Source organism: Microvirga mediterraneensis (assembly GCF_013520865.1).
In the GTDB taxonomy this organism is placed as follows: Bacteria; Pseudomonadota; Alphaproteobacteria; order Rhizobiales; family Beijerinckiaceae; genus Microvirga; species Microvirga mediterraneensis.
In genome coordinates, this window is the sequence record NZ_JACDXJ010000001.1 from 2,684,430 (window position 1) to 2,708,390 (window position 23,961).

19 protein-coding genes are annotated in these 23,961 nt (G+C 57.7%); 11 read left to right on the plus strand and 8 right to left on the minus strand.

What is annotated here, in order from left to right:
* Positions 1-142: 142 nt before the first annotated feature.
* The gene (locus H0S73_RS12790; protein ID WP_181052524.1) at positions 143-2,116 is read right to left on the minus strand and encodes a heparinase II/III family protein; all 1,974 of its coding nucleotides are present in this window, start codon (positions 2,114-2,116) and stop codon (positions 143-145) included.
* Positions 2,117-2,664: 548 nt separating this feature from the next.
* Between H0S73_RS12790 and H0S73_RS12795 the strand changes: the two genes are divergently transcribed.
* Both H0S73_RS12795 and H0S73_RS12800 read left to right on the plus strand, forming a co-directional pair.
* The gene (locus H0S73_RS12795) at positions 2,665-4,215 is read left to right on the plus strand and encodes an oligosaccharide flippase family protein (protein ID WP_181052525.1); all 1,551 of its coding nucleotides are present in this window, start codon (positions 2,665-2,667) and stop codon (positions 4,213-4,215) included.
* Between the two features lie 72 nt (positions 4,216-4,287).
* Positions 4,288-5,325 carry a glycosyltransferase gene (locus H0S73_RS12800; RefSeq protein WP_181052526.1) on the plus strand — a complete coding sequence of 346 codons (1,038 nt, stop codon included), beginning with the start codon at positions 4,288-4,290 and terminating at the stop codon, positions 5,323-5,325.
* A 335-nt stretch (positions 5,326-5,660) separates the two neighbouring features.
* Here H0S73_RS12800 and H0S73_RS12805 read toward each other — a convergent pair whose 3' ends face one another.
* The 6 genes from H0S73_RS12805 to H0S73_RS12830 all read right to left on the minus strand — a co-directional run bounded on the left by H0S73_RS12805 (position 5,661) and on the right by H0S73_RS12830 (position 11,484).
* Complete coding sequence (locus H0S73_RS12805) at positions 5,661-6,533, minus strand: calcium-binding protein (protein WP_181052527.1); 873 nt, start codon at positions 6,531-6,533, stop codon at positions 5,661-5,663.
* Between the two features lie 68 nt (positions 6,534-6,601).
* Positions 6,602-7,420 (minus strand): methyltransferase domain-containing protein, encoded by an 819-nt coding sequence (locus H0S73_RS12810; protein WP_181052528.1) that lies wholly within the window; start codon positions 7,418-7,420, stop codon positions 6,602-6,604.
* 52 nt (positions 7,421-7,472) lie between these two features.
* Positions 7,473-8,747 carry a UDP-N-acetyl-D-mannosamine dehydrogenase gene (gene wecC / locus H0S73_RS12815; RefSeq protein ID WP_181052529.1) on the minus strand — a complete coding sequence of 425 codons (1,275 nt, stop codon included), beginning with the start codon at positions 8,745-8,747 and terminating at the stop codon, positions 7,473-7,475.
* Positions 8,744-9,871 carry a non-hydrolyzing UDP-N-acetylglucosamine 2-epimerase gene (gene wecB / locus H0S73_RS12820; protein ID WP_181052530.1) on the minus strand — a complete coding sequence of 376 codons (1,128 nt, stop codon included), beginning with the start codon at positions 9,869-9,871 and terminating at the stop codon, positions 8,744-8,746. Before wecB ends, wecC begins: the two co-directional genes overlap by 4 nt.
* Before the next feature lie 62 nt (positions 9,872-9,933).
* Positions 9,934-10,551 carry a WecB/TagA/CpsF family glycosyltransferase gene (locus H0S73_RS12825; RefSeq protein WP_343058353.1) on the minus strand — a complete coding sequence of 206 codons (618 nt, stop codon included), beginning with the start codon at positions 10,549-10,551 and terminating at the stop codon, positions 9,934-9,936.
* A gap of 198 nt (positions 10,552-10,749) precedes the next feature.
* Positions 10,750-11,484 (minus strand): sugar transferase, encoded by a 735-nt coding sequence (locus H0S73_RS12830; RefSeq protein ID WP_181052532.1) that lies wholly within the window; start codon positions 11,482-11,484, stop codon positions 10,750-10,752.
* Positions 11,485-12,088: 604 nt separating this feature from the next.
* Here H0S73_RS12830 and H0S73_RS12835 point away from each other — a divergent pair.
* The 3 genes from H0S73_RS12835 to H0S73_RS12845 all read left to right on the plus strand — a co-directional run bounded on the left by H0S73_RS12835 (position 12,089) and on the right by H0S73_RS12845 (position 15,271).
* Positions 12,089-12,781, plus strand: a complete 693-nt coding sequence (locus tag H0S73_RS12835) for a heparin lyase I family protein (RefSeq protein WP_181052533.1) — start codon at positions 12,089-12,091, stop codon at positions 12,779-12,781.
* A gap of 216 nt (positions 12,782-12,997) precedes the next feature.
* Positions 12,998-13,930 (plus strand): Wzz/FepE/Etk N-terminal domain-containing protein, encoded by a 933-nt coding sequence (locus tag H0S73_RS12840; protein ID WP_181052534.1) that lies wholly within the window; start codon positions 12,998-13,000, stop codon positions 13,928-13,930.
* 63 nt (positions 13,931-13,993) lie between these two features.
* Positions 13,994-15,271, plus strand: a complete 1,278-nt coding sequence (locus H0S73_RS12845) for a polysaccharide biosynthesis/export family protein (protein WP_181052535.1) — start codon at positions 13,994-13,996, stop codon at positions 15,269-15,271.
* Positions 15,272-15,774: 503 nt separating this feature from the next.
* Here H0S73_RS12845 and H0S73_RS12850 read toward each other — a convergent pair.
* Positions 15,775-16,533, minus strand: coding sequence for a polysaccharide deacetylase family protein (locus H0S73_RS12850; RefSeq protein ID WP_181052536.1), 759 nt, complete (start codon positions 16,531-16,533; stop codon positions 15,775-15,777).
* 335 nt (positions 16,534-16,868) lie between these two features.
* Between H0S73_RS12850 and H0S73_RS12855 the strand changes: the two genes are divergently transcribed.
* The 6 genes from H0S73_RS12855 to nadE all read left to right on the plus strand — a co-directional run bounded on the left by H0S73_RS12855 (position 16,869) and on the right by nadE (position 23,886).
* The gene (locus H0S73_RS12855; RefSeq protein ID WP_181052537.1) at positions 16,869-17,537 is read left to right on the plus strand and encodes a N5-glutamine methyltransferase family protein; all 669 of its coding nucleotides are present in this window, start codon (positions 16,869-16,871) and stop codon (positions 17,535-17,537) included.
* Between the two features lie 346 nt (positions 17,538-17,883).
* Positions 17,884-19,014, plus strand: a complete 1,131-nt coding sequence (locus tag H0S73_RS12860) for a hypothetical protein (protein ID WP_181052538.1) — start codon at positions 17,884-17,886, stop codon at positions 19,012-19,014.
* A 59-nt stretch (positions 19,015-19,073) separates the two neighbouring features.
* Complete coding sequence (asnB, locus tag H0S73_RS12865; RefSeq protein ID WP_181052539.1) at positions 19,074-21,023, plus strand: asparagine synthase (glutamine-hydrolyzing); 1,950 nt, start codon at positions 19,074-19,076, stop codon at positions 21,021-21,023.
* Between the two features lie 20 nt (positions 21,024-21,043).
* On the plus strand, positions 21,044-21,313 hold the full coding sequence (locus tag H0S73_RS12870) for an acyl carrier protein (protein ID WP_181052540.1): 270 nt from the start codon (positions 21,044-21,046) through the stop codon (positions 21,311-21,313).
* 27 nt (positions 21,314-21,340) lie between these two features.
* Positions 21,341-22,885 carry a class I adenylate-forming enzyme family protein gene (locus H0S73_RS12875; protein ID WP_181052541.1) on the plus strand — a complete coding sequence of 515 codons (1,545 nt, stop codon included), beginning with the start codon at positions 21,341-21,343 and terminating at the stop codon, positions 22,883-22,885.
* Complete coding sequence (gene nadE / locus H0S73_RS12880) at positions 22,882-23,886, plus strand: NAD(+) synthase (protein ID WP_181052542.1); 1,005 nt, start codon at positions 22,882-22,884, stop codon at positions 23,884-23,886. The genes H0S73_RS12875 and nadE overlap by 4 nt, the downstream gene beginning before the upstream one ends.
* The last annotated feature ends 75 nt before the right edge of the window (positions 23,887-23,961 follow it).

The following is a 23,961-nucleotide window of genomic DNA, read 5'->3' on the forward strand; positions in this document are numbered from 1 at the left end:
GGTTTGACGCGGGCTCCGGAGCGGCATTCTGGGACGGCATGGCTCTTGTGGGTCCGGGAGCCGGTGGCTGGAGCCTCAGAGCCAGGCTTGTTCACGCGGAGCCTAATCGCAGGGCCGTTGTACCCCGGCGCGGCGTTGCCGTTTACGGAGCGACGGAAATCCTCGTCGTGAAGGCGATGCCGGTTCTGACCTGGCCGCGGATCTGAATGCAGGTCGTTTCGCCGAAATGGCCAAAGCAGGCCGAATAGGGGGCCCGGACAAGCGACGGATCGAAATCTGCCCCCGGGACAGAGGGGGGAAGCACGGATGCAACCGGCGACGAGCCCTTGAGGATCAGGATCCGCTCGTCGTCCATGACCACGCGCAAGGCGGGGTTCACGAGAAACGAGATGTCGATCTCCGTCTCCTTTTCGGCGCCGATCAGGCAGTCGGTCACGAAGATGCCGCCATCCTGGATCTCGACCGTCCTCTCGTGCATGAGGCCGAAGGCCTTGAGGTAGCCGTCGTGGCGGGCACGGACCATGAACGACCCATCCATCCTCGTGTCCATCAGGCGACAGGAAGCCTTGTTCCGCCAGTTGAACGCTCCCGCTGGAGTACTCTGGTTCTCTCCGGCGACGCGGAGCGTGTTGTGGGCCTCGCTCGACCTGAAATAGTCCCGGCGTTCGCGGCCTGCATGATACAGGTAGGTGCCGGCATCGACGAAGACCGGAATGCCCTCGATCGTCAGCCAGAGCGCGAGCGCATCGGCATGGCCATGGGCGGCCAGGGGGGCAAGACCGAGTGGGCCGTGATCGAACGTGAGATGCGTCCGATGCCCAGCGATCTCGCCATGGAAGATGGAATAGCCGCCTTGAGGAAACTGCACCGCTCCGGGCGGGCGGCCCCGGTCATAGCCGATTCCGCCGAACACCAGGCTGCGGAGCTGAAGGTCCGACGTGGGCGGGGCGATGTCAGGATTCTCGACCAGTCCGGCAACGGCGCCCGCGACCGAGGCGACATATCGCGGCTCCCGCGTGATCGGCCCGACGATCACACGCCCCTCGTCGTTGTCGCCGATGTTCGGGGCTTGGCCGTCATCGTCCAGGAAGGCCCTGAGGGCAAAGCCGGCCTTCGAAAGCGCGTCCTTCGGCAGAGGCTGCGCTGTCGGTGAGTTCACGAGCGCAAGCAGGCCATAGGCGATCATTTCGAGCGTGAAGCTCGAATAGGTGGGGGATTGCTCGACGCCGATGCCATCGGGGTGGAACTGGGTCCGTAGCGCCCATTCGAGGACTTTCCGGCCCTCGGCCAGATCGGACGCGGCGTGCTCCAGGTCAGGCGCGAGCAGGGCCCCGATCACGAGGCCCAAACCCTCCGCGACACGATGATTATTGGCGGAAGAGTAGAGCGAAGGGTGCTGGCGCAGCCAGAAGGTGTGGGCCGCTATGAAGGACCTCAGCGTCCGGCGATCTTCTGCGCCTAGATATTCCGAAAGGCCGCTAACCACCACCGAGATGGAGACGAGGCGCAGCGCGATCTCGATTCCCGACGCCCAGTTGACGCCACGAAAGGGCGGATTGGCCCTAATCCAGGACGAGATGGCCCGCATGATCCAGTCCTTGCGCGCCGGAGACGGTTCCGCGACATGCAGGGCTGCTGCGGCCTGCAGGAACTGGAGCCGGTTGATTTCCCAGACGAACTTGACGTCGGCGAACCGGTCGCTGTGACGATATTCGATGTCGAAGCAGTAGGTCTGCGCTCCCGGCCAGGGATTTCCGGTCACCGGATCGACGAGCCACAGGTCCTCCGACAGGCTGGACACCAAGGCGGGCGGCCAAGCCGTGCCGAGGAGATCGAGCTGTCCGGCCTCGACTTGAAGCACGGAGACCCTGATCGCCTCCAGCAGACCCGGGGGCATGGGGCCGGACAACGCGCGGGCAACATTGGCGAGAGGCCTCAGCGTCCCGTCGGGCCGGTCGAACTTGTCCCATCCGGCCTGATCGAGCCGCCATCTCGCCCGCTTCGCCTGTTGGGCGCCGCGATAGACGATTTCCGCCGGCTCCATAGAGCGGATACGCTGGAAGTACCAGGCATATTGCCTGAATCTGGTGCCGACAGGATGAGAAAAGAGCTGCAAATTCTTAATCCGGCAGTTCGTTGGGATAGACCGATGAGGCCCGCAAAGATGGCCTTCCGCGCAGTGCCCTCATTTCCTCAGGCCTCATGCCCACGTCCGAACCGTCATTCATCGAGCGCATGAGAATTCGACCCGACCAGAAACCAAGACCGATAGATAAAACGAGGCCGTTCGATCGCAATATGCCCTGGTAGCTTGTTTCACGTTCATCGGGATTAACTCAGCAGAGCGCTTACTCGCGGCAGGGCGAGAGGTTATGCTTCGTCCCTCTAGAGCGGCGACGGCTGGCCGGATCGTGCTGGTGGAAGGATGCGGCGCCTCCTGGCTGTCCGCAGGTACGGCTAGCGGGATTGTCGCAATGAAACCAATATCGGACGTTTCTCTCTTCACATGCTTCGTGACTTCTTGGAGATCGTAAGTGTTAGGCTCACTCCAGTGGCATCATGCATCCGCATCCAGGGCGTAGCACGAAACGCATGTCCTCTGCCCGGCAGTACAGATCTCAGCTTCGGTGGCTGAAAGTTGACAAGATGAAGGGGCGGGGTCGGATGGCGCCTGGAGCAAGACTGGTCAAGGATCTGACCGCGGCTGCCGTCGTCAGGCTTGGCGTTCTGCTGCTGGGCCTGACGTTTCAAATTCTCGTAGCCAAGGCGATGCAGCCGGCGGAATACGCGGTCTTCTCCGTGGCTCTCGCGGGATCCGTCCTTTTCGTATCCGTCGCCTCTCTCGGGATTTCCCGCGCCATATCGCGGTTCATGCCCGAGCTGGTTGCGTCGGGAAACAGAAGGATCATGGCGGATGCGGCGATCCGGTATGTGCTGTACCGGTTCGCGAGCCTGGTGTCCGTTTCGGTCCTGCTGCTGGCGATCCTGGGGGCCTACCCATTGATCGAGGACGTTCTGCAGGGGCACAACAAATATGTGGTGGTTCTCTGGTTCGCGACCATCATGCTGCAGACCGATGCCGAGGCGCTTTCACAGGGCCTTATGGAGTACAACCTATGGTCTGCGGTAAGCCTTGGAGAGATGATGCTCAGGATAGGCCTGACCACCGGGCTTTTCCTGGCGGACCGCCTTGAGGCTGAAACTCTGATCCTGTGCTGGCTTGTCAGCTCGGGTATCTCGGTGATCGCCATCATTTCGCTGGTGGTCCTGCGCCGCGACTCCTATTGCCGCGCAAAGCCTTCCGTCCAGGAGGTGCATTCGAAATCCAGCCTCAACCCCGATGTGCAGCGTTCCTTCGCGCTCGGGGTTTATATATCGTCTTCCGGCTGGCTTGCGACGAGCCCGTCGGCAGTCCGTCTCGCGGGCGCCGCGGCCCTTCCCGTGGTTCCGCCCGCGGCGATCTCCTTCGTGCACGGCATCATCTCGTCGGCGCAACGGGCCCTGCCGATCCATCTGCTGGCCATAGCCATCGAGCCTGTGCTGATCACGAAGAGCAGGGTCGACGGCAAGATGGCCGAGTCGCAGAAGATTCTCGGCCTGCTGACGAAAGCGGAAACGGTTCTGGTGCTGTTCGGCATCGTCTTCATTGCGCCGATCAGCTCCGTCATTCTCGGCGTCGTGGCCAGGCACGAATTCGCCGAGTACGGCTACATCATTCCCGTCATCATGGCACAGGCTCTGGGCACCAGTTATTACAGGGTCCTGGAAATCGTCGCCGGCATCAAGCTCAAGCATCAGGTGTTTGCCCTGATCACGCCGATCAGCATTGCCTGCCTTGTGCTGGTGTTCTTCACGACGCCTCAACTGGGCCTCGTGGCGGCCCTGCTGTGGCCAAGCGTCGATGTCGTCGTCCGACTGGCGATCCTGCGGCATATGCTTGACCTTCGCGGCGCTCAGCGGGCCCTCGATTTTCGACGTCTGGTACCCTTGTATGCGGCGGCGATGGCGATCCTGCTCGTATCCTATCTGACGGCATCCAGCCTCGAGCTCGAAGGCGGCGGACGCTTCCTGTTGAGTCTCCTGAGCAGTGTCGGCTTCATCGTCCTGCTCTTCATTCTCAGGCCTGTCCGACAGGCCGAGTACCGCCTTGCCATGACGGCTTTCCCGAAGCTGGGACCCTACATGTTCAAGATGCTGCGCTACGTGACACGCTAGCGCGCCACATAGGGATTTTGGATCGGCCAGGGGGCATCAACCGATGAATTTCTCAGGGGTGGAGGTCTGCTTGTGAACGTCAGTGTCATCATAAAGGCCCTGAACGAAGAGACGAACATTGCGCGCGCGATCGAAAGCAGTCTGGAAGCGGTCAAGATCGTCGGGGGCGAGGTCATCCTCGCAGACAGCCTGTCGAGTGACAGGACCGTGGAGATCGCATCGGCCTATCCGATAAAGATCGTTCAGTTGACCGATGCCGCAGATCGCTGCTGCGGCGCCGCACCCCAACTCGGCTTCCAGTATTGTTCGGGGGAGTTCATCTATCTGCTCGACGGCGACATGGCCATCGACCTCTCCTTCCTGCCGGCAGCCCTGAAAGCCCTTCAGGACGATAAGGGACTGGCGGGTGTCGGAGGCATCGTCCAGGACATGAATCTCGACAGCCTTGAATTTGCCTCGAGAGCCGCCCGGGCGAAGGCCGACTTGAAGCCCGGGGAGGTCGATCGCCTGGACGGGGGAGGGCTGTACCGACGCTCGGCCCTCGAGAGCGTATCCTACTTCACGGACCGCAACCTTCATGCTTTCGAGGAGTTCGAGCTTGCGACCCGGTTGCGCGAGAAAGGATGGCGGCTGTCTCGGATCGACAGGCTGGCTGTCGAACATTACGGCTATGAGATCGGCGCCTATCAGCTCCTCTGGCGCCGGGTCACGGGCGGGTATGCCTTAGGCTCGGGGGAGTTGTTGCGGGCCATGATCGGGCGCTCCTCGTTCCTTGAAACGGTACGCAAGATCAGGACGCTTTGGACCTCGGCGGTGGTCATCGCATGGCTGGCTTCGCTCATCCTGGTCTGGGTCGCCGTGGACGGCATGCTGCAGAGGGCCGTCATCTCAGGGCTTCTGTTCGTAGCTCCTTTCGCTTTGATGTCTCTGCGCAGGCTCTCCGTTTCCCTTGGGGTCTATGCGGTTACGGCATGGATCGTCCTGACGTTCACCGCCATTCGCGGTCTGCTGCGTCGGCGCGTCGATCCTCGCGCATGGATTCCCAGCCGCATCGTCCATGACTCTACTCGGTCCACGAGTTCCGAAAGCATCGGCCGGATCAGCGCTTGATCCCCTCCTGCGCCCCCAACGAGGATGAGTGAGGCGATCGGAGGACGCTCCTGTTAAGTCCGGTCAGATTTCATGTAGCCGGTCAAACGGCTTGAGCATCTCTCGACGAAGTGAATCCGGTCCACCGTCAAGAAATTCGGCAAAGGAAAGCAGGGAGATGATTGCACGCAAGTGGGAGCATCTCTGGCGCGAGACCGGCCTCACCGCATGAAAGACTATGTTGCGATTTCGTCCGGAACTCCGCCAAAATGCACGGCAAGAGAAAAGAAAACTGGCTCCACATGGGTGGAGCCAGTTCGAACGGCTGAATTCCAGATATCTGAAGATTCTCGCTATCAGACGACGAAGAAGTTAATCGGCGCGAGATCGATGTTGGGCGTCACATGCGCGAACTTGACGGCGGCTGCCGCGCCGGATCCATCGGCATCGAAGTAGAGCGAGCCCGTGGCTTTGTCGTAGATGATCCTGTCATCCGCATCGAGCGCAGCCGTTCCGATCCTGAACGCGTCGGGGTTGAGAATTCCAGGTGTAAGGTTGAAGAAGGGGCCGCGGTCCAGATTGATCGTATCGTTCGCCTCGAAATCGACGATCGTGTCAATGTTGCCCGCATGCGGCGTCGTGTTGAACACGAAGGAATCGCGGCCCGCGCCACCGGTAAGGAGATCGTTTCCTTCGCCGCCGATGATGTAATCCTCGCCGTTGCCGCCGACAATGGTGTCGTCCCCAGTTCCGCCGTCGAGATAATCATCGCCATCCTGGCCATAGAGCAGATCATTCCCGCTCCCGCCGTAAAGACGGTCGTTCCCGATTCCACCGTCCAGCCTGTCATGGCCGTTGTCACCATAGAGCCGGTCGTTGCCGCTCTGACCGGAAAGCAAATCGTTGCCGTTGCCGCCGCTCAGGTAATCATGGTCATTGCCGCCATAGAGCTTATCGTTGCCGTTGTTGCCGTAAAGCTTGTCGTTGCCGGAATCGCCGAACAAACGGTCATCGCCGTTGCCGCCGCTCAGATAGTCCTTGCCGCTCCCGCCGTAAAGCCGATCGTTGCCGTCGCCGCCATAGAGCTTGTCGTTTCCCGTCCCGCCATCCAGAAGATCGTTCTTGCCAAGACCCCAGAGCTTATCGTTGCCGGAGCGCCCCAGAATCCAATCGATGCTGCTTGTGCCCTTCAAGTAATCATTGCGCGCCGTGCCGATGTACTTACTCATCTTGGGAAGCTCCTGGTTAAACTTATAAAAGCCTTCGAGTAGATGATATGGGAAGAAAATGTTCCGCGTCATGCCCCCAAATGGGTATTTGAGGCGCGGCAGAGGTAGTAAATCCATGGATCTAACGATGTTGAAGACCGATAATCTGCTTGCTGTCCATCGAGGCCATAGACATGGGTTACCTTAAATCCAGCTTCTTCCACCTGCTCGATCTGCTTCGGAACGGAGATGTAGTAGGTCATCAGCGAGTACTCGTGGCATTCATCGTTCATCAGGGCATATGTCTCGTTCTGCTCCTCATTCCTGGTGTTCTTCAAACTGTTCATGATCCCCAGGCTGTAGAGGATGGCTCTCTTGGTAAAGCGCAACGGCGTGATGACCGGGTGCGTGCCGACGAAGTGGGATAGTTCCCAAGATCTTCGGACCCTCGTATCCCGATTATGGGATGAGAACACGAAGACGCCGTCATCGGCGAGAACGCGTCTGATCTCAGCAAGAATCTTCAGCCGGCCGGCATGATCGACGTAATCGATGCCATTGAAGCTGAACATGACGAAGTCGAATGAAGCGGACGGGAATGCAGAGAGGTCGCGCGCATCGCATTCCTTGAATCGGACGTTCGGATAAATCTGGCGACAGCGTTGGATCATCCGCGGCGAGTAGTCGATGCCGATATAGTCCCTGCTCAAGCCCGTGAGATAACGAGTGGTCCTTCCGCCTCCGACGCCGATGTCGAGAATTCTCTTGCCGGCAATCTCCGGTTCCAGGATCGACAGGATCGCAGCCTCTGGAGGCTGCAGCTTGTCCATCCGCCTGTAGCCCTCGATAACACGGCTTCTACTCCAGACCGGGCGGTTCTTCCTGTCCGCATGCAACGCCTGATTCACGCGCGTTCTCCTGCCTACGATCTTCATGGTTGGAAGGTGAGATCCGCAGATCCTATCGTGCGGAAACACCTGGTAAATCGGCAGGTTTGGACATCAGTCCCGCGGCATCGACAACGACCTTGTGCAGGTACCTGTTGAACTCGAGACGCTTGAAAGGTTTGTGTCCCACGAGAAATGCCACGATGTCGGCCTCCTGCCTCGCCGTGTCGGCATCGACAAGATGAAGATCGCCATGGCTCGTGAGTTCGGATGGGAGATGCTTGACGAGCGGATCGCAGACCAGCACACGAATGCCGCCATGCTGGATGAGGCGCCGGACAATCTCGAGGGAGGGACTTTCCCGCAGGTCGTCCACGTCAGGCTTGTATGTGATGCCGTAGCAGGAGACGACGGGATTCTTGAATCGATCTGCCAAAGAAATGACTCTTTGGAAGACATAATCGGGTTTCCTCTCGTTCACTTCGCGCGCTGTCTTGATAAGGCGCGCGTCGTCCGGCGCCGCATCCACAATGAACCAGGGATCGACCGCGATGCAATGCCCGCCGACGCCGGTACCAGGTTGAAGAATCGAGACCCGCGGGTGCTTGTTGGCAAGCTCGATTGCACGCCATACATCGACGCCGATCCGGTCGCAGATCATGGACAGTTCGTTGGCGAAGGCAATATTCACGTCGCGGTAGGCATTCTCGATGAGTTTCACAAACTCCGCCGTGCGCGCGTCGGTCGTGAAGATGCGTCCGGTCACGAAGCTCTCATAGAGCGCACATGCCCGCTGGGAGCAGTTTTCCGTAATTCCGCCGATAATGCGGTCGTTGGACACCAGCTCGCGCAGCATCTGCCCTGGTAGGATTCGCTCGGGGCAGTGAGCCACTGCGATCTGAGCGTCGCTTGCCTCCTTGTAGCGAGGAAAGATGAGATCGGGCCTTGCATCCGCAAGTCGCGATGCCACCATCTCGGTGGTTCCCACGGGCGAGGTCGATTCCAGAATGATTGTCGATCCGGCCTGCAGGTACGGCGCTATAGCGTCACAGGCCGCTTCCACATAGGACAAGTCCGGCTTCTTGCCGTCCCGGAAAGGTGTCGGGACGGCAATGATGAAATAGTCGGCCTCCGAGGGGCGCGTATAAGCTCTTAAACGCCCCGTACTGACCGCGGCCGACAGAAGCATTTGAAGATCGGGCTCGTAGAAATGCGGTTTCCCGGCATTGATGGATTCCACGGCACGCTCGTTGACGTCATAGCCGATGACATCAAAGCCGCGGCTTGCAAGCATTGCCGCTGTTGGAAGACCGATGTAACCTAAACCGACGACGCAAATGGTGCTCATGCGCTCAGTGACTCCGTAATGATGCCTGCGATCTTGATGGATGCGGTTCCATCCCCGTAAGGGAAGACCGCTTTCGCCCGATGCTGATAGTATTCCTCGTCGTCCAGTAAGGAGGACGCGACATTGTAGATCTCATCGGGATCCGTCCCCACCAGGCTGACGGCTCCCGTGGCCAGAGCTTCCGGACGCTCGGTCGTTTCGCGCATGACGAGGACAGGACGTCCGAGGGCCGGACCCTCCTCCTGGATGCCTCCGGAGTCGGTCAGAATGATCTTCGACTTCTTCATGAGCCGAACCATGTCCACGTAGGGGACGGGTGGAACCAGATGAACGTTCGGATGTGATCCGAGGCGCGTCTGCACGACATCCCTCACATTCGGGTTGAGATGAACCGGATAGACGACCTGCACGTCATTCCGGCCGGCGAGGCGGGAAATGCCTTGGCAGATGCCTTCGAAGCCCGCTCCGAAGTTCTCTCTCCGGTGCCCTGTCACGAGAATGAGTGAACGGTCCGGATCAATCCCGTCCAGGGCCTCGATGGGTGACGACGCCCCCATCTCCTCAGCGTCGATCCTGTTGGAAACATGAAGGAGCGCGTCGATACCCGTGTTGCCGGTCACGTAGATCTGGCCGCGGCGGCTGTATTCTCGTCCGAGGTTGTCAGCCGCGACTGTCGTCGGGGCGAAAAGATAATCAGCGATTGCATCGATCGTAACCCGATTGAACTCTTCAGGCCATGGCTGGGATAGGTCGAACGATCGCAGACCCGCCTCGACGTGACCGATGCGCACCTTGCTGTAGAGGGCCGCCATGGCCGTTGCGAGTGCGGTCGTCGTGTCCCCGTGCACAAGGACGAGATCGGGCCTGTCGGCTTCCAGTACAGCGCTCATCTGGCTGATGATCGCACCCGTCAGCTCCGGAAGGCGCTGATTGGGCTTCATGACGTTGAGATCGATGTCCGGCTTTTCCCCGAAGACATCAAAGACTTGGTTCAGCATCTCACGGTGCTGACCCGTGACGACAACGCCGACGCTGCATGTATTGCGCTCGCGTAGTGCTTTGACGACAGGAAGCATCTTTATGGCTTCTGGCCGGGTTCCGAATACGACAAGGATGCGCAGCATTCACTTCGTCCTGATTAATAGATGATAGTTCTTTTGAGGTGGGTGCCCGGCCGGTGCTCCGCTCAATGGCCGCGCACCAGGCTTGAGAGCGCCAGCTTCGTGCTCTTCGCGAAATTGGCAAACATCGCGCGTGAGAGAAGAATGGCAAACGCGTAATTCGTGCTGGCATATCGCCAGAACATTCGGCGTGGCTCCTGAAGCAAGCGGTGCATCCATTCCAGGCCGAGCTTCTGCATCGGAGCCGGAGCGCGCGAAACTTTTCCGGCCAGAACGTCAAACGATCCGCCGACCCCCATCAAGAATGGCACGTTCAAGTGCGGAGCATGGGCGGCCAGGAAGTTTTCCTTGCGTGGCGTCGGCATGCCGATGAACAGACAATCGGCTCCGGATCGGTTGATCTCTTCGACGATGTCTCGTTCTTCGGATGTGGTGAAGTACCCGTTTCTCACACCTGCAAAGCTGAGACCGCTATAGCGGTTTCTCGCTACGGATGCCGCTCTTTGTACGATCTCCTCAGTGGCTCCGAGAAAGTAGGGGCGGAACCCTTGCTTCGAGCATTCTTTCAGGACCTCCTCCATGAGGTCGATCCCGGCCACGCGTTCCGGAACAGGAATGCCTTGAAGCCGGGCTCCGATAACGATCCCTGCGCCGTCGATCCCGATGATGTCGCTGTTGATCACGTCCGCCCTTAGAGCGGGGTCTGATTGCATTTTAACGAGCTTCGCAACGTTGATGGCGACATGCCTGATGCGCTTCCCATGGCGCATCGAATCGATGGCGCATTGAACCGTCTCTTCGGTGCTCAGGACATCAATGGGCGTGTCGAGGAACGTGACTCTCATGTAAACATCCTGAAGGTTATCCGGGTCGTATCGATGTTAGAATGCGTTGGTACGCCCGGTGAGCTCGGTGATCGCAGTGAGCAACAGAATCTTGCAGTCCAGGGCTAGGGACGCAGTACGGATGTATTCCAGATCGTACTGAACGCGGCGTTGCATGTCGCTTAGCTTAGGCGTCGCTCCGCGTGCGCCACTGACTTGCGCCAGTCCGGTTATGCCGGCACGAGCAAGGAAGCGATGCACATAAGTTGGAATTTCCCTCATATACTTTTCGTCGTGCGCGATAGCATGCGGGCGAGGCCCAATGAGGGACATCTCGCCCCGGATCACATTGATAAGTTGGGGAAGCTCATCCATGCTCGTTCTCCGGATGAGCCGCCCGATCGCAGTTACGCGACCATCGCCTTTGACGGCCTGCGGTACGAGCGGGTCGGCACCACAATCGACGTGCATGGAGCGGAACTTCAGGATCTCGAAGGTCGTCTTCTCGGAGCTGTGCCGTTTCTGTCGAAAGATAACCGGCCCCTCGCTCGTCGCTTTGATCGCCAGGGCAATCATCAAGAGCAGCGGAGATGCCGCAATCAGAAGGAGGGTGGCTATGACGATGTCAAAAATTCGTTTCGTCGACGAGTGTAGATAGGGACTTACGCTCGGACGGTAATCGTTGGAGTAATCGACCGTGATGACATCCCGCAGATGTTCGATCGGTCCGGCGGGAGAGAAGTCAACACTCTCAGCACTGTCTTTCCAATAGATGCCGTGACGCAGATCCATGAAGCAAATCCTTCTCGGGATTATGCGCGATATCGCTCTTGCTCGCTCGTAACGAACTATCAAGTTTCATGCGTGTTTGGGTCAATTGAGAATAACGGTATCGCATATGAGCTTTTAGGTCGGATTATGATCATAAGGACTAAGTAATCGGGATTACGATGCGCCACCCGATCCTGTACTTGTGCCTTGTCGAGACCGCGTCAGGTTTCAGACGCGCTTCTGATCTACGCTCCCTGTCTTCACTGGATCAATGCAATGAAGACCCCGTTGGGCACGGTGGATCATGGATACCGGCATTCTTCGGCCATGGTCCGCCACCCGGTTGCGGCGTAGTGCCGCCATAAAAAGAATCGAATAAAAATGCGCACAATCTGTGTCGAAGGACGATCTCTTACCGGATGATGCAACCTACCCCGTCCGAGGTGTGAGAGGCCGATAAGCAGACTTAGTGGGTACACCTTCGTGGAGGCTACTTTCGCCAAGCGTGAAGGGGCATGTTTAAGGCGACTGCGTCTTCCATCGACGCAATCGCAGGGACCGGCTCGTTGATCAGCCGTGTCGAAACACCTGATCGAGACTTCGTCCCCTTGAGAGAAGAAGAAACATGCTCGTGCCATTTGTAAAGCTTGGCGTCATCGGCATCTCCTTGGTGAATTGCCTGGATCCTGAATCCTTCAATCTTCATAATGCAGGGCGCTCCTACAGCTATGCGTATGACGCGTCGGCGGACACGATGCGGTTCGAGGTGCGGGGCGGCGACCCGGCGGTGTTCGCGGCCTCGGGCACGCAGCGCTCGGAGGTGTCGAGCGGCAAGCACTTCGAGTTCGGCCAGACCTACACGATCAGCTACAAGTTCATGATCGAGCCGGGGGCGACGAACACCGCCGACTGGCTGGTGATGGGCCAGACCCACGCGTCGGAGGACGCGGGCGACTATTCCGGCCCGCCGCCCTTCGCGGTCGAGCTGGTCGGCGAGAAGATGCGCGTCGTCGGGCGCTATTCGAAGGAGGCGGTGACCACCGCCGGCAACACGACCTTCATGAACCTGTACCAGGACAGCGCCGACATCCAGCGCGGCAAGTGGTACGACATGCAGATCACCCTGCGCTTCGATCCGGGCGGCAACGGCCAGCTCGACGTGTGGCGCGACGGCGTGCAGATCGTCGATTACAACGGCTCCCTGGGCTATAACGACCAGGTCGGCCCGTACTGGAAGAACGGCGTCTACCGCGAGGATGCCCCCGAAAGCATGGCCATCAAATACGGCGCCATCAAATGCGAAGAGAGCAGGAAGTAAGTGATCCCGGACATTCCCTTAGGGGTTACTCCTTCTGTGTCTTTCGGTTCGCACAATGAACCTCCAAGTCCCCATAGTTGAACTCGACAACGCTGATGGCGACTTATTTATTGTTAGGGCGAAGAGTTAAGGGCAGGCGGGCGCATGCTAGATAGGCCAGAGCGGATCAAATTCGAGACTACGACATATGGGCCTGAGCAACAATCATCCAATGACTTGGCTGATCTGCTGCGGCCCCTGATGAGCCACTGGCTCCTTGTTGCGATTGCGACAGCAATCTGCATGGTGATTGCAGTCATCTATCTCATGATTGCGCCCGTCCGTTACGCGGCGACGGCTCAGATGATCGTCGATACGAACCGGCCGCAAAGCTCGCAGCCATCCGGGGGACTGGATAATCCACTGAATGCTGCCGATATTGAAAGCCAGATCGCCATCATCCGTTCTGGCAGCGTCGCCAAGGCCGTGGTCCAAAGTCTGGACCTGACGAGAGACAAAGATTTCTCGAAGCCCGAGTTCGGCCTCAAAAGCTTTGTGCCATCCTTCGTAAGTTCGATCCTCAGCTCGAACCGCACCGAGGATGCGGAGGCGGCCGCTGAGCGCACGCTTCAACTCGCGATCATCAAGCTTCAGCGCTCTCTGGACGTCCGCCGGATCGGGATAAGTCACGCGATCGACATCGAGTTTAGGGACGCGAGCCCTACTAAGGCCGCTCAAATCGCCAATACCGTGGCCGAAACCTATCGCTCCAGCCAGATCGAAGCGCGAAGCCAGATGATGCGGAACGCCAACGCCTGGCTTGAGGATCGTCTATCCGTCATTCGTGCTGAGATGCTGGCAGCCGAGCGGGCAGCGCAGGACTTCAAGGCACAAAGTAAGAACCTGAATTCCAGCGCGACCTTGCTTGAGCTCGAAAGCAATGCGCAATCGCAAAGAAGGCTGTATGAACGATTCATGGAACAGCATCTGGAAACAAGCCAGCAGCTCTCGTTCCCCTCGCCCGAGGCAAGAATCATCACATTCGCGTCTCCGCCGCTGAACAAAAGCGAGCCCAAGTCGCTCATCGTACTTGCACTGGGGGCATTGGTGGGGTTCGCCTGCGGGGCAAGCATAGCATTCTACCGGGATCGTACGGATCGATACTCTTAATGTTCTCGTCCGTGGTGAAGTTTCAGTAGCGATAGATGCCACTCATTGATGGATGGTTTGAGGATGACGATCGGCGTTAGATGGATGTGCCTGTCACGTTCGCATCAGGTTTTCCAAACCGGAGTCCTGAGACATTGTGCCTTCGCCGCGCTCGCCACGGTTTTCACGCTCGGGTTCTCGGCTGAAGGCAAGGCGGATTTTCTTTTGGGCGTGGGAGATGTCGTTGAGGTCTCGATCGCCGGCATTCCGGACCTGAGGGCCCGGGCGATGGTCAACACCGATGGAAACGTCATCATTCCGATCATCGGTAGCGTTTCCGCCGCTGGACTCGATATCGCCTCCCTGCGGAAGAAGCTCCAGGATGAGTTTTCAACCCGCGCCATTAGCGTTCGGTCCGCCGATGGGCGGACTGTGATCACCCCCGTGTCTCCCGAGGAAGTCTCCCTCACCATTGCGGAATATAGGCCGGTTTACATGTCCGGTGATCTTGCCAGGGCCGGGGAGGTTGCCTATCGCCCGGGCATGACGGTCAGGCAGGCGGTATCGGTGGCCGGCGGCTATGATGTTGTTCGGTTTCGCGTGAACAATCCGCAGCTGGAAGCGGTCACTTTCAGCGCCGAGTACACGACTCTTGAAGGAGAGCTCGCCCAGGCCTTGGAGAAGAAGAAGCAGCTTCAGCTGGAGCTTGGTATCAAGCCCGAGGAAGGGGAGGATTCCGAGCTTCCCAGGACACCCGCGGCGCAGGCCGCCGCATCGCTCGTGGCGCAACAATTCCAGACACAGCGCGAGGACTTTGACCGCGAGGTGAAGCACCTCCAGGATACCTACAAGCGCGTTTCCGTTCGCACCGCTTTTCTCAATCAACAGAAGGACAGGGAAGAGGAGGGCATGAAGGCCGATGTGGAAGAGCTGGATAGGGCAAAGGCCCTGCTCGAGCGAGGAACCACATCGACCCAAAGGGTATCCGAGGCCCGTCGAGCCATGTTGGCATCTGCAACGCGAGCTCTCCAAACCGGCGCAGAGGCGGCTCAAGCATCTCTGGTGCAATACGAGGCCGATCGCGCTGTCGAAAAGCTCCAGGAGCAACGGCACTTACGGTTGCTCGAGGACCTTCAGGAGACCAATACGCGCTTGATCAGGATCCGGGCGCAGCTGAATGCCGCCAAGCAGAAGCTGGCTTTCGTCGGCGCAATGAAGTCGACGTGGTCGACCGCGAGCGGACCGAATGCTCGAATTATGATTCATCGTAATGTCAACGGCGAAAGCAAGTCGTTTCTGGGAACTGGGGCGACTCTTCTAATGCCGGGTGACGCCGTGGAAGTTGCTCTTCAGGGCGATTGATCCGGCAGGTCGTTGAACTTCCACAGGGCGAATAGCCCTGTGCTTGATGACACATCGGTCTGTTCAAGGCGGTCCATAGGGTCGGAATCGGCTCCGAGACGAAGCCAGAGATCCGTCATGTCGCTAGCCGCAATGCTACCTGGGCACGACGGGGTTTCAGGATTGCCTTGCGATAGCGGGTCTTTCATCCCACAATGCTGAACTGGCGATTGGGAACCTCTCAAGGAACTCTGAACTGTTGTTCAAGATTCACGAGGAAGAGAGCGAGTCCTGATGACTTGATTCAATTGCTTCAGGTTTTAGCGTGCTCGGTCTCAACCTATCGCTTTGCGTCACTGATGGTTTGGTCTTGAAGTGGATCTTTCCATCAAGAAGACACGATTGTCGCTCAGAAAGAATCTGCTTTGCACTGACGCGGCTCCTCGAAATTGTCTGGCGCGCTAAGATTCCAGTTTCGCGCACCTTTGCGTGCGAAACGGGTCGCTAGCTTTGCGTTCGATGCGTTAGCCGGCCGTGACCTCCCTGAGTGTCTTGACAGCGAGACCGGCCTGCTTGGCTTTGATCAGAAGCTCCTCAAGCCCATGCGTTCTGCAACCGTGCATGGAGGGCGTATCGGCGAGATCATGAGTGTACACCACCAGCCACTTCCGTTGTAAGGCTGCTTGCTCGATCAGTTCGTTGATATCGAGAAAGCCAGGCTTGTTAGGAGAGTATCCTGCCGCTTGTGTGAGAGAGAGGTTGACTCCAGCAACTTCAGAAAGGTCGATCCAGTTTAAATTGACACCCGTGCCGACACCACGGGCAGTTTTGAACTGGCGAGCGACAGCCAATTTGCTCTGCAGGCTGACATGGTTATAGGGGAAGGCAAAACTGTCCGGCGCCTCACCATTCAACCGTTCGCACAGAAATTCACGGTTCTTCTCGATGGATCTTTCGAACTCTCCAGTGGATACTTCCAAGGCACTATAATGATCGTAGGTATGGCAGCCGATCTCGTGCCCTGCCTCCTGCGCCTCCAAAAGATCCGTCTCTGTAAACTGCTCCATTCCCATATAGGTCTTGTCGCAGAACGCGCCGCTCGCGAAGTATGTTGCGTGAACACCGTACTGAGCGAGGATTGCTCCTCCGATTGTCCAGGCCGTGCGCGGGAAGTCGTCGAAGCAAATGCTCAGGACGCCACAATCAAGGCGCAGGAAACGTGGCTTGATAAAGAATTTATGCCCAATCTTTCTGTTCAAACGCTGGTATACAGTAAGATCCACTTTATGACCTCGGTGGTTTGAGCCTTGTCCTATGGGCCGCCTGATCAAAATAGCCCTTGCTGAGCAATAAAGGTCTTGGATTTTGGAGTTAGTCGAATGCGCATTCGGTCGATAGGTGCCATCCAACGGCTCAGTTTTGCACGATGAGATGCCTTTCGGCCGCGATCAAGGCCCGAGAGAGCGGGGTTGGGAGCAACCTGCTCCGGTTTGAGGCCAAAAATAGCGCCTCGCAGCTCCATGATTCGCTTATACCGAATGGCCAGAAGAGTTACTGTTCACGATCATGGCGGTGAGCTAAACTTCGCAGGTCCCGTATAGCTCAGGGGAATTTGCGGATGATCTCAGGTGGTACGTTATCCTCTGCCGCTCGTTTCATGGGGATTGATCTTGAGACTTCGCCAGGTGTGCTCGTCCCTCGGGAGGAGACGGTTCTCCTCGCAAAGGCGGCAATCAATATCCTGAAAGAGCGGGGAGGCGCCGCTCGTGTCATCGACATGTGCTGCGGCTCCGGCAATCTCGCGTGTGCAGTTGCCATTGCGCAGGAGCATGCGACCGTGTGGGCGAGTGATCTAACCGACGAAACCGTTTCTCTCGCGAAGCGCAATGTAGAAAGGCTGGGCTTGGCGCCCCGGGTTTACGTGCGACAGGGAGACCTGTTCGAAGGTTTAGCAGCCGATCAACTGCATGAGAAAATCGATCTGGTCGTATGCAATCCCCCCTATATCTCGACATCGCGTCTTTCGGGCGAGAAGTCTTATCTGCTCGCCACTGAGCCGAAAGAGGCATTCGACGGCGGGCCTTACGGTCTCTCCATTCATCAGCGCGTCATCAGGGACGCGTTGATTTATCTAAAGCCTGGCGGCTGGATTGCACTTGAGTTCGGGCAGAGCCAGGAGAAGCAAGTTCACTCCCTTATCGTTAGAACTCGTCACTACGGCAGCATTCAATTGATGAGTGACACTCACGGCGTTCCACGTGTGATAATTGCGCAGAAGATGCAATAGTATCGGTGTTCGGCCAGCTCTAAAATTCGAGCTCCTCATTTCCATCTCTGTTGCGGCAGAAGGCTTGGATCGAGGCCGAGAGGCCTCCCGTAACATTTCGTTCTCGAACCGAACGGTCTTGGCAATTTTCCTAAAGCGGTAGAAGTCGGGTTTTAGTAATTGCTCACCTAATACCTTTCACTATTTCGAACAGGACCCGTTGGAAAGTCCCAATCGTACTCCCTCGAAGGAGGTATCGTCCGGAATAGAGCATTGCAGTGCTGGCGTTCACGGCAAACAATGCTTGGCATTAGTCGGTCCGGCAGGGTCATGAAAGCAGTCGAAATCTTTGGATTATTTCCGGAAGATGAGTGAAATTCGTCACCTTGCAGGAGAAGATCTGCCCCAAGTCGCGGACTTGTTTCAGCGTGTTCTGCTGAAAAGGTCCGTAACGGCGCGGGATTCGCTCATCACATATCTGAAAGAGCTATTCGTCGATCCCGTCGAAGCGAGGTCTGGATTTTGCTCGCACGTCTATGTCAAGCCTGATGGGGAGATTGCGGGTTTTATCGGGGTTCTCGCACTTCCAATGCGTCTCCATGGGGCTCCCGTCATGGCTGCCGTCGCGTCTTGCCTGATGGTCGATAACCATGCGGAGAATCCACTCGTCGGCGCGCGGCTTCTCCGCACTTTTCTGGCCGGGCCGCAGGATATTTCCTTGAGCGAGACAGCAAGCGATACCGCAGTTGCCATGTGGAGGGCACTTCGCGGCATTACTGTTCCTTCCTATAGCCTGGACTGGGTTCGTGTCATCAATCCGGCAGGTTTCCTCGTTGAGCTGTTTGCAGGCCGGTTGAGATTCGCTCGGAGTCTGATGCCGCTCTCGCGCTGCATCGATGCATGGGCTCGGCACAGAGCGAATGGGGCAGCTCTTCGTTGGTCAAGTGTTGCCGCAGGATCCCATACGCCGGGCTCGGGCAATTACAGCGATATACCGGTCGATGCGGAGAAGATGGCGGAACTCGTAGCGCAATTCGCCTCGCGGTTTTCGCTTCACCCAAATTGGCCGAGCAGTGATCTCTCCCGTGTCCTGATCGATTCAGAGAGAAAGGACCTGTACGGTAAGGCCCAGTACAGAATGGTCATATCTCATGACGAGACGCCTGTAGGCGCCTTTATCTATTACGGCCGCGAGCGACGGATAGGGCACGTCCTGCAAGTCCTGTCAGCTCCTGGTCGATCGGGAGTTGTCATCGATCGATTGATCGATCATGCGGCCAGATCCGGTGTGGTTGCGCTTCAAGGTCGCACTCAGCCTGAATTGCTGGACGCTATGCTGACGCGCCGATGTGCCTTTGCGCATCGATCGGCTACAGTTGTCCATGCTCGCAATCCCATCTTCCTGAAGCCCTTCCTGAGCGGTGAGGCATTCTTTAACGGGCTAGCCGGGGAGACATGGACCCGATTGATCGGAAATAGCTGGAGCGCCGAGCAGTGAGAGACCGTAGGCGATCACGTTGATTTATTCATCTTCCGGTATCATGGGAGCGCTTCGACATGTGCGGTATAGGGGGCTTTTTCGGAACTGGCGTTGCTCCGGAAAGGTCGCGATCGATACTCCAGGGAATGGTCAATGCCGTCGAACATCGTGGCCCGGATGATCGGGGCATCTTTGTTGGCGATGGGGTGGGGCTTGGACATACGAGGCTGTCGATTGTCGATATTTCCGACGGACATCAGCCGATGTCGAGCGGGAGCGGGCGGTTCTGGATCAGTTTCAACGGCGAAATCTTCAATCACGTTGAACTCCGCCAAGAACTCATGGAGCGTGGGCGCCGCTTCCGGACGAACTCCGATACCGAAGTCATCCTGCACCTATTCGAAGAGCATGGAGCAGACTGCGTTTCCCTTTTGAATGGCGATTTCGCTTTTGCGATCTGGGACGGTCACGAGCGCCGTATGACTCTTGCGCGGGATCGCATGGGCGTTCGTCCGCTCTATTACGCAAGTCACAGGGATACGGTATTCTTCGCGTCGGAGGTTAAGGCAATCCTGCGCGTTCCCGGAATCGACGCAGAAATCGATCCGTTCGCTCTTGATCAGATCTTCACCCTGTGGGCTCCGGTCGCGCCAAGAACCATATTCAAGAACATATCGGAACTTCCGCCGGCGCACATCATGGCGATCGACGCGAATGGGCTGCGCTCCAGGCCCTATTGGCAACTGTCGTTTCCTGACCGGCAAACGACAAGCCGTACCGTCTCGATGAAGGACAGGTCGGAAGAGCTTCTCGATCTCTTGGATGACGCCACACGCATAAGATTGAGAGCTGATGTACCGGTGGGAGCCTATTTATCGGGTGGTTTGGATTCATCGATCGTCAGTGCGCTTGCAGCACGCACGATATCGAGCCGTCTGCGGACGTACTCGGTGACATTCGCCTCCGCCGAACATGATGAAAGCTCATATCAGGACGAAGTCGTGCGTGCTCTTGGAACTGAGCACAGTTCGGTAGAATGCCTTCCGCAAGACATCGCTCGGATATTTCCCGATGTTGTGCGGCATATGGAGACGCCTGTTGTCAGGACCGCTCCGGCGCCGCTCTTCATGTTGTCGGGTCTGGTGCGCGATCACGGGTTTAAAGTCGTCCTGACAGGCGAGGGGGCTGACGAGGTTTTCGCGGGCTATGATATCTTCAAGGAGGCGGCAGTCCGTCGCTTCTGCGCCCGCCAGCCACGCTCCCGCTTCCGGAGCCACTTGTTCAGGCGGCTCTATCCCTACCTGCCGAACCTGAGCCAGCAGACTCCGGAATATCTGACTTCGTTCTTCTGCGGCGGTGACGATGCATCGGATAGTCCCCTGTTCTCTCATCTGCCTCGTTTCCGCAGTACATCTGCCGCCAAGATCTTCTTCTCCGGAGATTTCCGCGCAACGCTGGGAGGATTCGATGCCGCTCAGACCTTGATCGACCGGCTGCCGGCGGATTTCAAGCGCTGGGCCCCCTTGCACCAGGCGCAGTATATTGAAACCACGTTCCTCCTGCCTGGGTACATCCTCTCCAGCCAGGGAGATCGCGTCGCGATGGCTCATGGGGTGGAAGGGCGCTTCCCATTTCTCGATCATCGTGTCGTGGAGTTTGCCGCCAAGCTGCCGCCCGGGGCGAAGCTCAAGGGGCTTAGCGAGAAGCATATCCTGCGCGAGGCAACCAAGAACTTGCTGCCTCCGTCGATAGCTTGGCGCACCAAGCAGCCGTATCGTGCACCGGACTGCGATCCCTTCAGCATGGAAGGTGCGCCCGACTATGTTGCGGAAATGCTTTCACCGCGCGCTGTTGCCCAGGTCGGCATTTTCAGCCCACAGGCGGTTGAGAAGCTTCATGCAAAGTGCCGGCGGCAGAACTCCGCCGGATTCCGCGACAGCACGGCGTTCGTCAGCATCCTGTCGACGCAACTATGGCAACAGGCTTTCGGTGCATCGACCAAGTACCAGAGTACGTATGCCGCCTAGAGTTTGAATGGAGAGAGAAGATGCCTGCTACTATTGCAAATGAACTTCGCAGCTTCATCGTCGATAACTTCCTTTTTGGCGATACGAGCCGCCCGGTTTCCGATGACGTGTCATTGATCGAAAGTGGAATCGTCGATTCAACCGGGATCCTGGAGCTCGTGGCCTTTCTGGAGGAGAGGTACGGGATCGCAGTTGCCGACGCGGAAATCATCCCTGCCAATCTCGATACGATCAGCAGCTTGTGCGCCTACATAGACCGCAAAACCACCGCGGGAGTACGGGCTGCGTGATCGGAAGATATGAGTGGAGAAGATTATATGCGCGTCGAGGAATTTCTGCGCGAGAGTGCGCGCAAGCACGGCCGCAAGGAGGCCTTGATTACCAACAGTCGAAGGCTCACTTATGATGAACTCGACGACCTCTCTGAGCGGATGGCATGGTCTCTTGCGCAGAATGGCGTAGGACGCGATGATCGTGTGGTCATATTCATGGAGAATATCTGGGAGGCGGTGGTTTCGATCTTCGCCGCCCTCAAGGTTGGAGCCACATTCAGTCCCATCAATGCAACGACAAAGACCGACAAGCTGGCGTACATTCTCCAGAACTGTCGGGCGAAGGCTGTCATAACACAGTCTAAGTTGAGTGGTGTTGCTGCTGCCGCAGTGGAAATGTCGCCTACCGTTGAGCTCACCGTCGTCGCCGGAGACGGGGAGAACAAGCTACCGTTCGCCCTGTCCTTCTCGGATTGCGTTTCGCATCGGTTCTCGGCGCCCTTGCGCCATGGCGGGATCGATATGGATCTTGCCATGCTGATCTATACATCCGGATCGACGGGGCGGCCCAAAGGCGTGATGATGACGCATCGCAATATGGAAGCTGCCGCGACATCGATCTCGACGTATATCCAGAATGTGTCATCCGACATCATCCTCAACGTGCTCCCGATCGCATTCGATTATGGTCTTTACCAACTCATCATGTCGATCAAGCTCGGAGCTACCCTCGTGCTTGAGAAGTCCTTCGCTTTTCCTCAGGCAATTTTCGCTGTCATGCGGCGGGAACACGTGACCGGGCTGCCGCTCGTCCCTACCATGGCGGCGCTGATCCTTCAGATGAAGGATCTGGTGCCGGGTTCGTTTCCTGATCTCCGCTATATTACCAACACGGCCGCGGCCCTGCCGCCGTCTCATATCGCGCAGTTAAGGAAGCTTTTCCCCGACGTTCGGATCTATTCGATGTACGGTCTGACGGAATGCAAGCGTTGCACCTATCTTCCGCCGGAGAAGCTGGACGTTAAGCCCGACTCTGTGGGAATTGCCATTCCCAACACCGAGGCCTTCGTCGTGGATGATGACGGTAAGAAGGTGCCCTCAGGTGTGATCGGGGAACTCGTCATCCGCGGGCCACACGTCATGCAGGGATATTGGGAGGACGATGAGGCTACAAGAAAAGCACTCAGGCCTGGCCCGCACCCCTGGGAGAGGGTTCTTTACACGGGAGACCTGTTTAGAGCCGACGAGGATGGATATCTCTACTTCGTGGGACGTAAGGACGACATCATCAAGACCCGCGGTGAGAAGGTTGCACCCAAGGAGGTTGAAGCCGTCATCCATGCCTGCCCAGGTGTCATCGAGGCCGTTGTCGTGGGTGTTCACGACCCCATCCTAGGACAGGCCCTCCATGCCATCGTCGTCGCACAAAGTGAGACCCTTACGGAGCAGAGTATCATTCGTCACTGTGCAGCCCATCTGGAAGACTACATGGTTCCCAAATCGGTAGTATTCCGCATGGAGTTGCCTAAAACCGACACCGGCAAGGTCAGCCGCAGACTTGCTGCGGAGACACTGGAGCAAGTTCAATGAGTCTGACCACAGCGGCCAAGAAAAGAGATATGTCGGATCCGATGCTTGCGATTGATCCGGCCGTTGAAGCGGACCGCATCGCTTCCCTGCTTCGGACGCAGGTTCAGACGACCTTGAGGAAGCGCGGTCTGGTGTTGGGCTTATCGGGCGGGATCGATTCCAGCCTGTGCGCCGCACTCGCGGTGCGGGCTGTCGGTCCAAAGAATGTATTCTGCCTCCTGATGCCGGAAAACGACTCCGATCCGGACAGCCTGAGGCTTGGAAAGCTTGTGGCAGAGACTTATGGAATCCGGAGCAAGGTCGAGGATATCGGTTCGTCCCTTGACGCCATGGGCTGTTACACGCGGCGAAATGAGCTCATTCGCGACATTGTTCCGGAATACGGTGAAGACTGGTCGTGCAAGGTCGTCATCGCCAACGGCGCAGAGGGAAGCGGCTACAATTTCTTCTCGTTGGTGGTGGAGAGCCCGGAGGGAGAGACGCGTCGAGTGCGGATGCCGCCGGCGGCCTATCTCGGCATCGTTGCCGCTACGAATATGAAGCAGCGGACGCGGAAGATGATGGAATATTTCCATGCGGAACGCCTGAACTATGCTGTCATAGGAACGCCAAACCGGCTGGAATACGATCAGGGCTTCTTCGTCAAGTATGGCGATGGGGCTGCCGATGTGAAGCCGATTGCCCATCTCTATAAAACCCAGGTTTATGAATTGGCCGCTTATCTGGGCGTCCCGGATGAGATCCTCCGTCGCCCTCCGACCACGGATACCTGGTCCTTGGCACAGACCCAGGAGGAATTCTATTTTGCCCTTCCTTATGATCAGATGGATCTCTGCCTCTACGGATTGAACCATTCCATCCCGGCAGCGAAAGTGGCGGCTGCTGCAGGATTGTCCGCCGCCGTCGTCGAGAATGTCTGGAGAGACATCATCGCCAAGCGGAAGGCGACGCAGTACTTGCATATGAAGCCGCTCTTGGCCGGGGAGGTGGGCGAAATATAGTCTCCTGCCACGCCAGCCCGATTGAATGAGCCTCTCGTTTCCATCCGGGTTGCTCCTGACCGTGACGGCATGTGT

Coding starts and splice junctions, on each gene's coding strand:
- H0S73_RS12870 (WP_181052540.1), top strand. CDS start 21,044: ATGCCTGCTACTATTGCAAATGAACTTCGCAGCTTCATCGTCGATAAC.
- H0S73_RS12855 (WP_181052537.1), top strand. CDS start 16,869: ATGATCTCAGGTGGTACGTTATCCTCTGCCGCTCGTTTCATGGGGATT.
- H0S73_RS12830 (WP_181052532.1), bottom strand. CDS start 11,484: ATGGATCTGCGTCACGGCATCTATTGGAAAGACAGTGCTGAGAGTGTT.
- H0S73_RS12835 (WP_181052533.1), top strand. CDS start 12,089: ATGCTCGTGCCATTTGTAAAGCTTGGCGTCATCGGCATCTCCTTGGTG.
- nadE (WP_181052542.1), top strand. CDS start 22,882: ATGAGTCTGACCACAGCGGCCAAGAAAAGAGATATGTCGGATCCGATG.
- asnB (WP_181052539.1), top strand. CDS start 19,074: ATGTGCGGTATAGGGGGCTTTTTCGGAACTGGCGTTGCTCCGGAAAGG.
- wecC (WP_181052529.1), bottom strand. CDS start 8,747: ATGAGCACCATTTGCGTCGTCGGTTTAGGTTACATCGGTCTTCCAACA.
- H0S73_RS12805 (WP_181052527.1), bottom strand. CDS start 6,533: ATGAGTAAGTACATCGGCACGGCGCGCAATGATTACTTGAAGGGCACA.
- H0S73_RS12845 (WP_181052535.1), top strand. CDS start 13,994: ATGACGATCGGCGTTAGATGGATGTGCCTGTCACGTTCGCATCAGGTT.
- H0S73_RS12795 (WP_181052525.1), top strand. CDS start 2,665: ATGGCGCCTGGAGCAAGACTGGTCAAGGATCTGACCGCGGCTGCCGTC.
- H0S73_RS12875 (WP_181052541.1), top strand. CDS start 21,341: ATGCGCGTCGAGGAATTTCTGCGCGAGAGTGCGCGCAAGCACGGCCGC.
- H0S73_RS12860 (WP_181052538.1), top strand. CDS start 17,884: ATGAGTGAAATTCGTCACCTTGCAGGAGAAGATCTGCCCCAAGTCGCG.
- wecB (WP_181052530.1), bottom strand. CDS start 9,871: ATGCTGCGCATCCTTGTCGTATTCGGAACCCGGCCAGAAGCCATAAAG.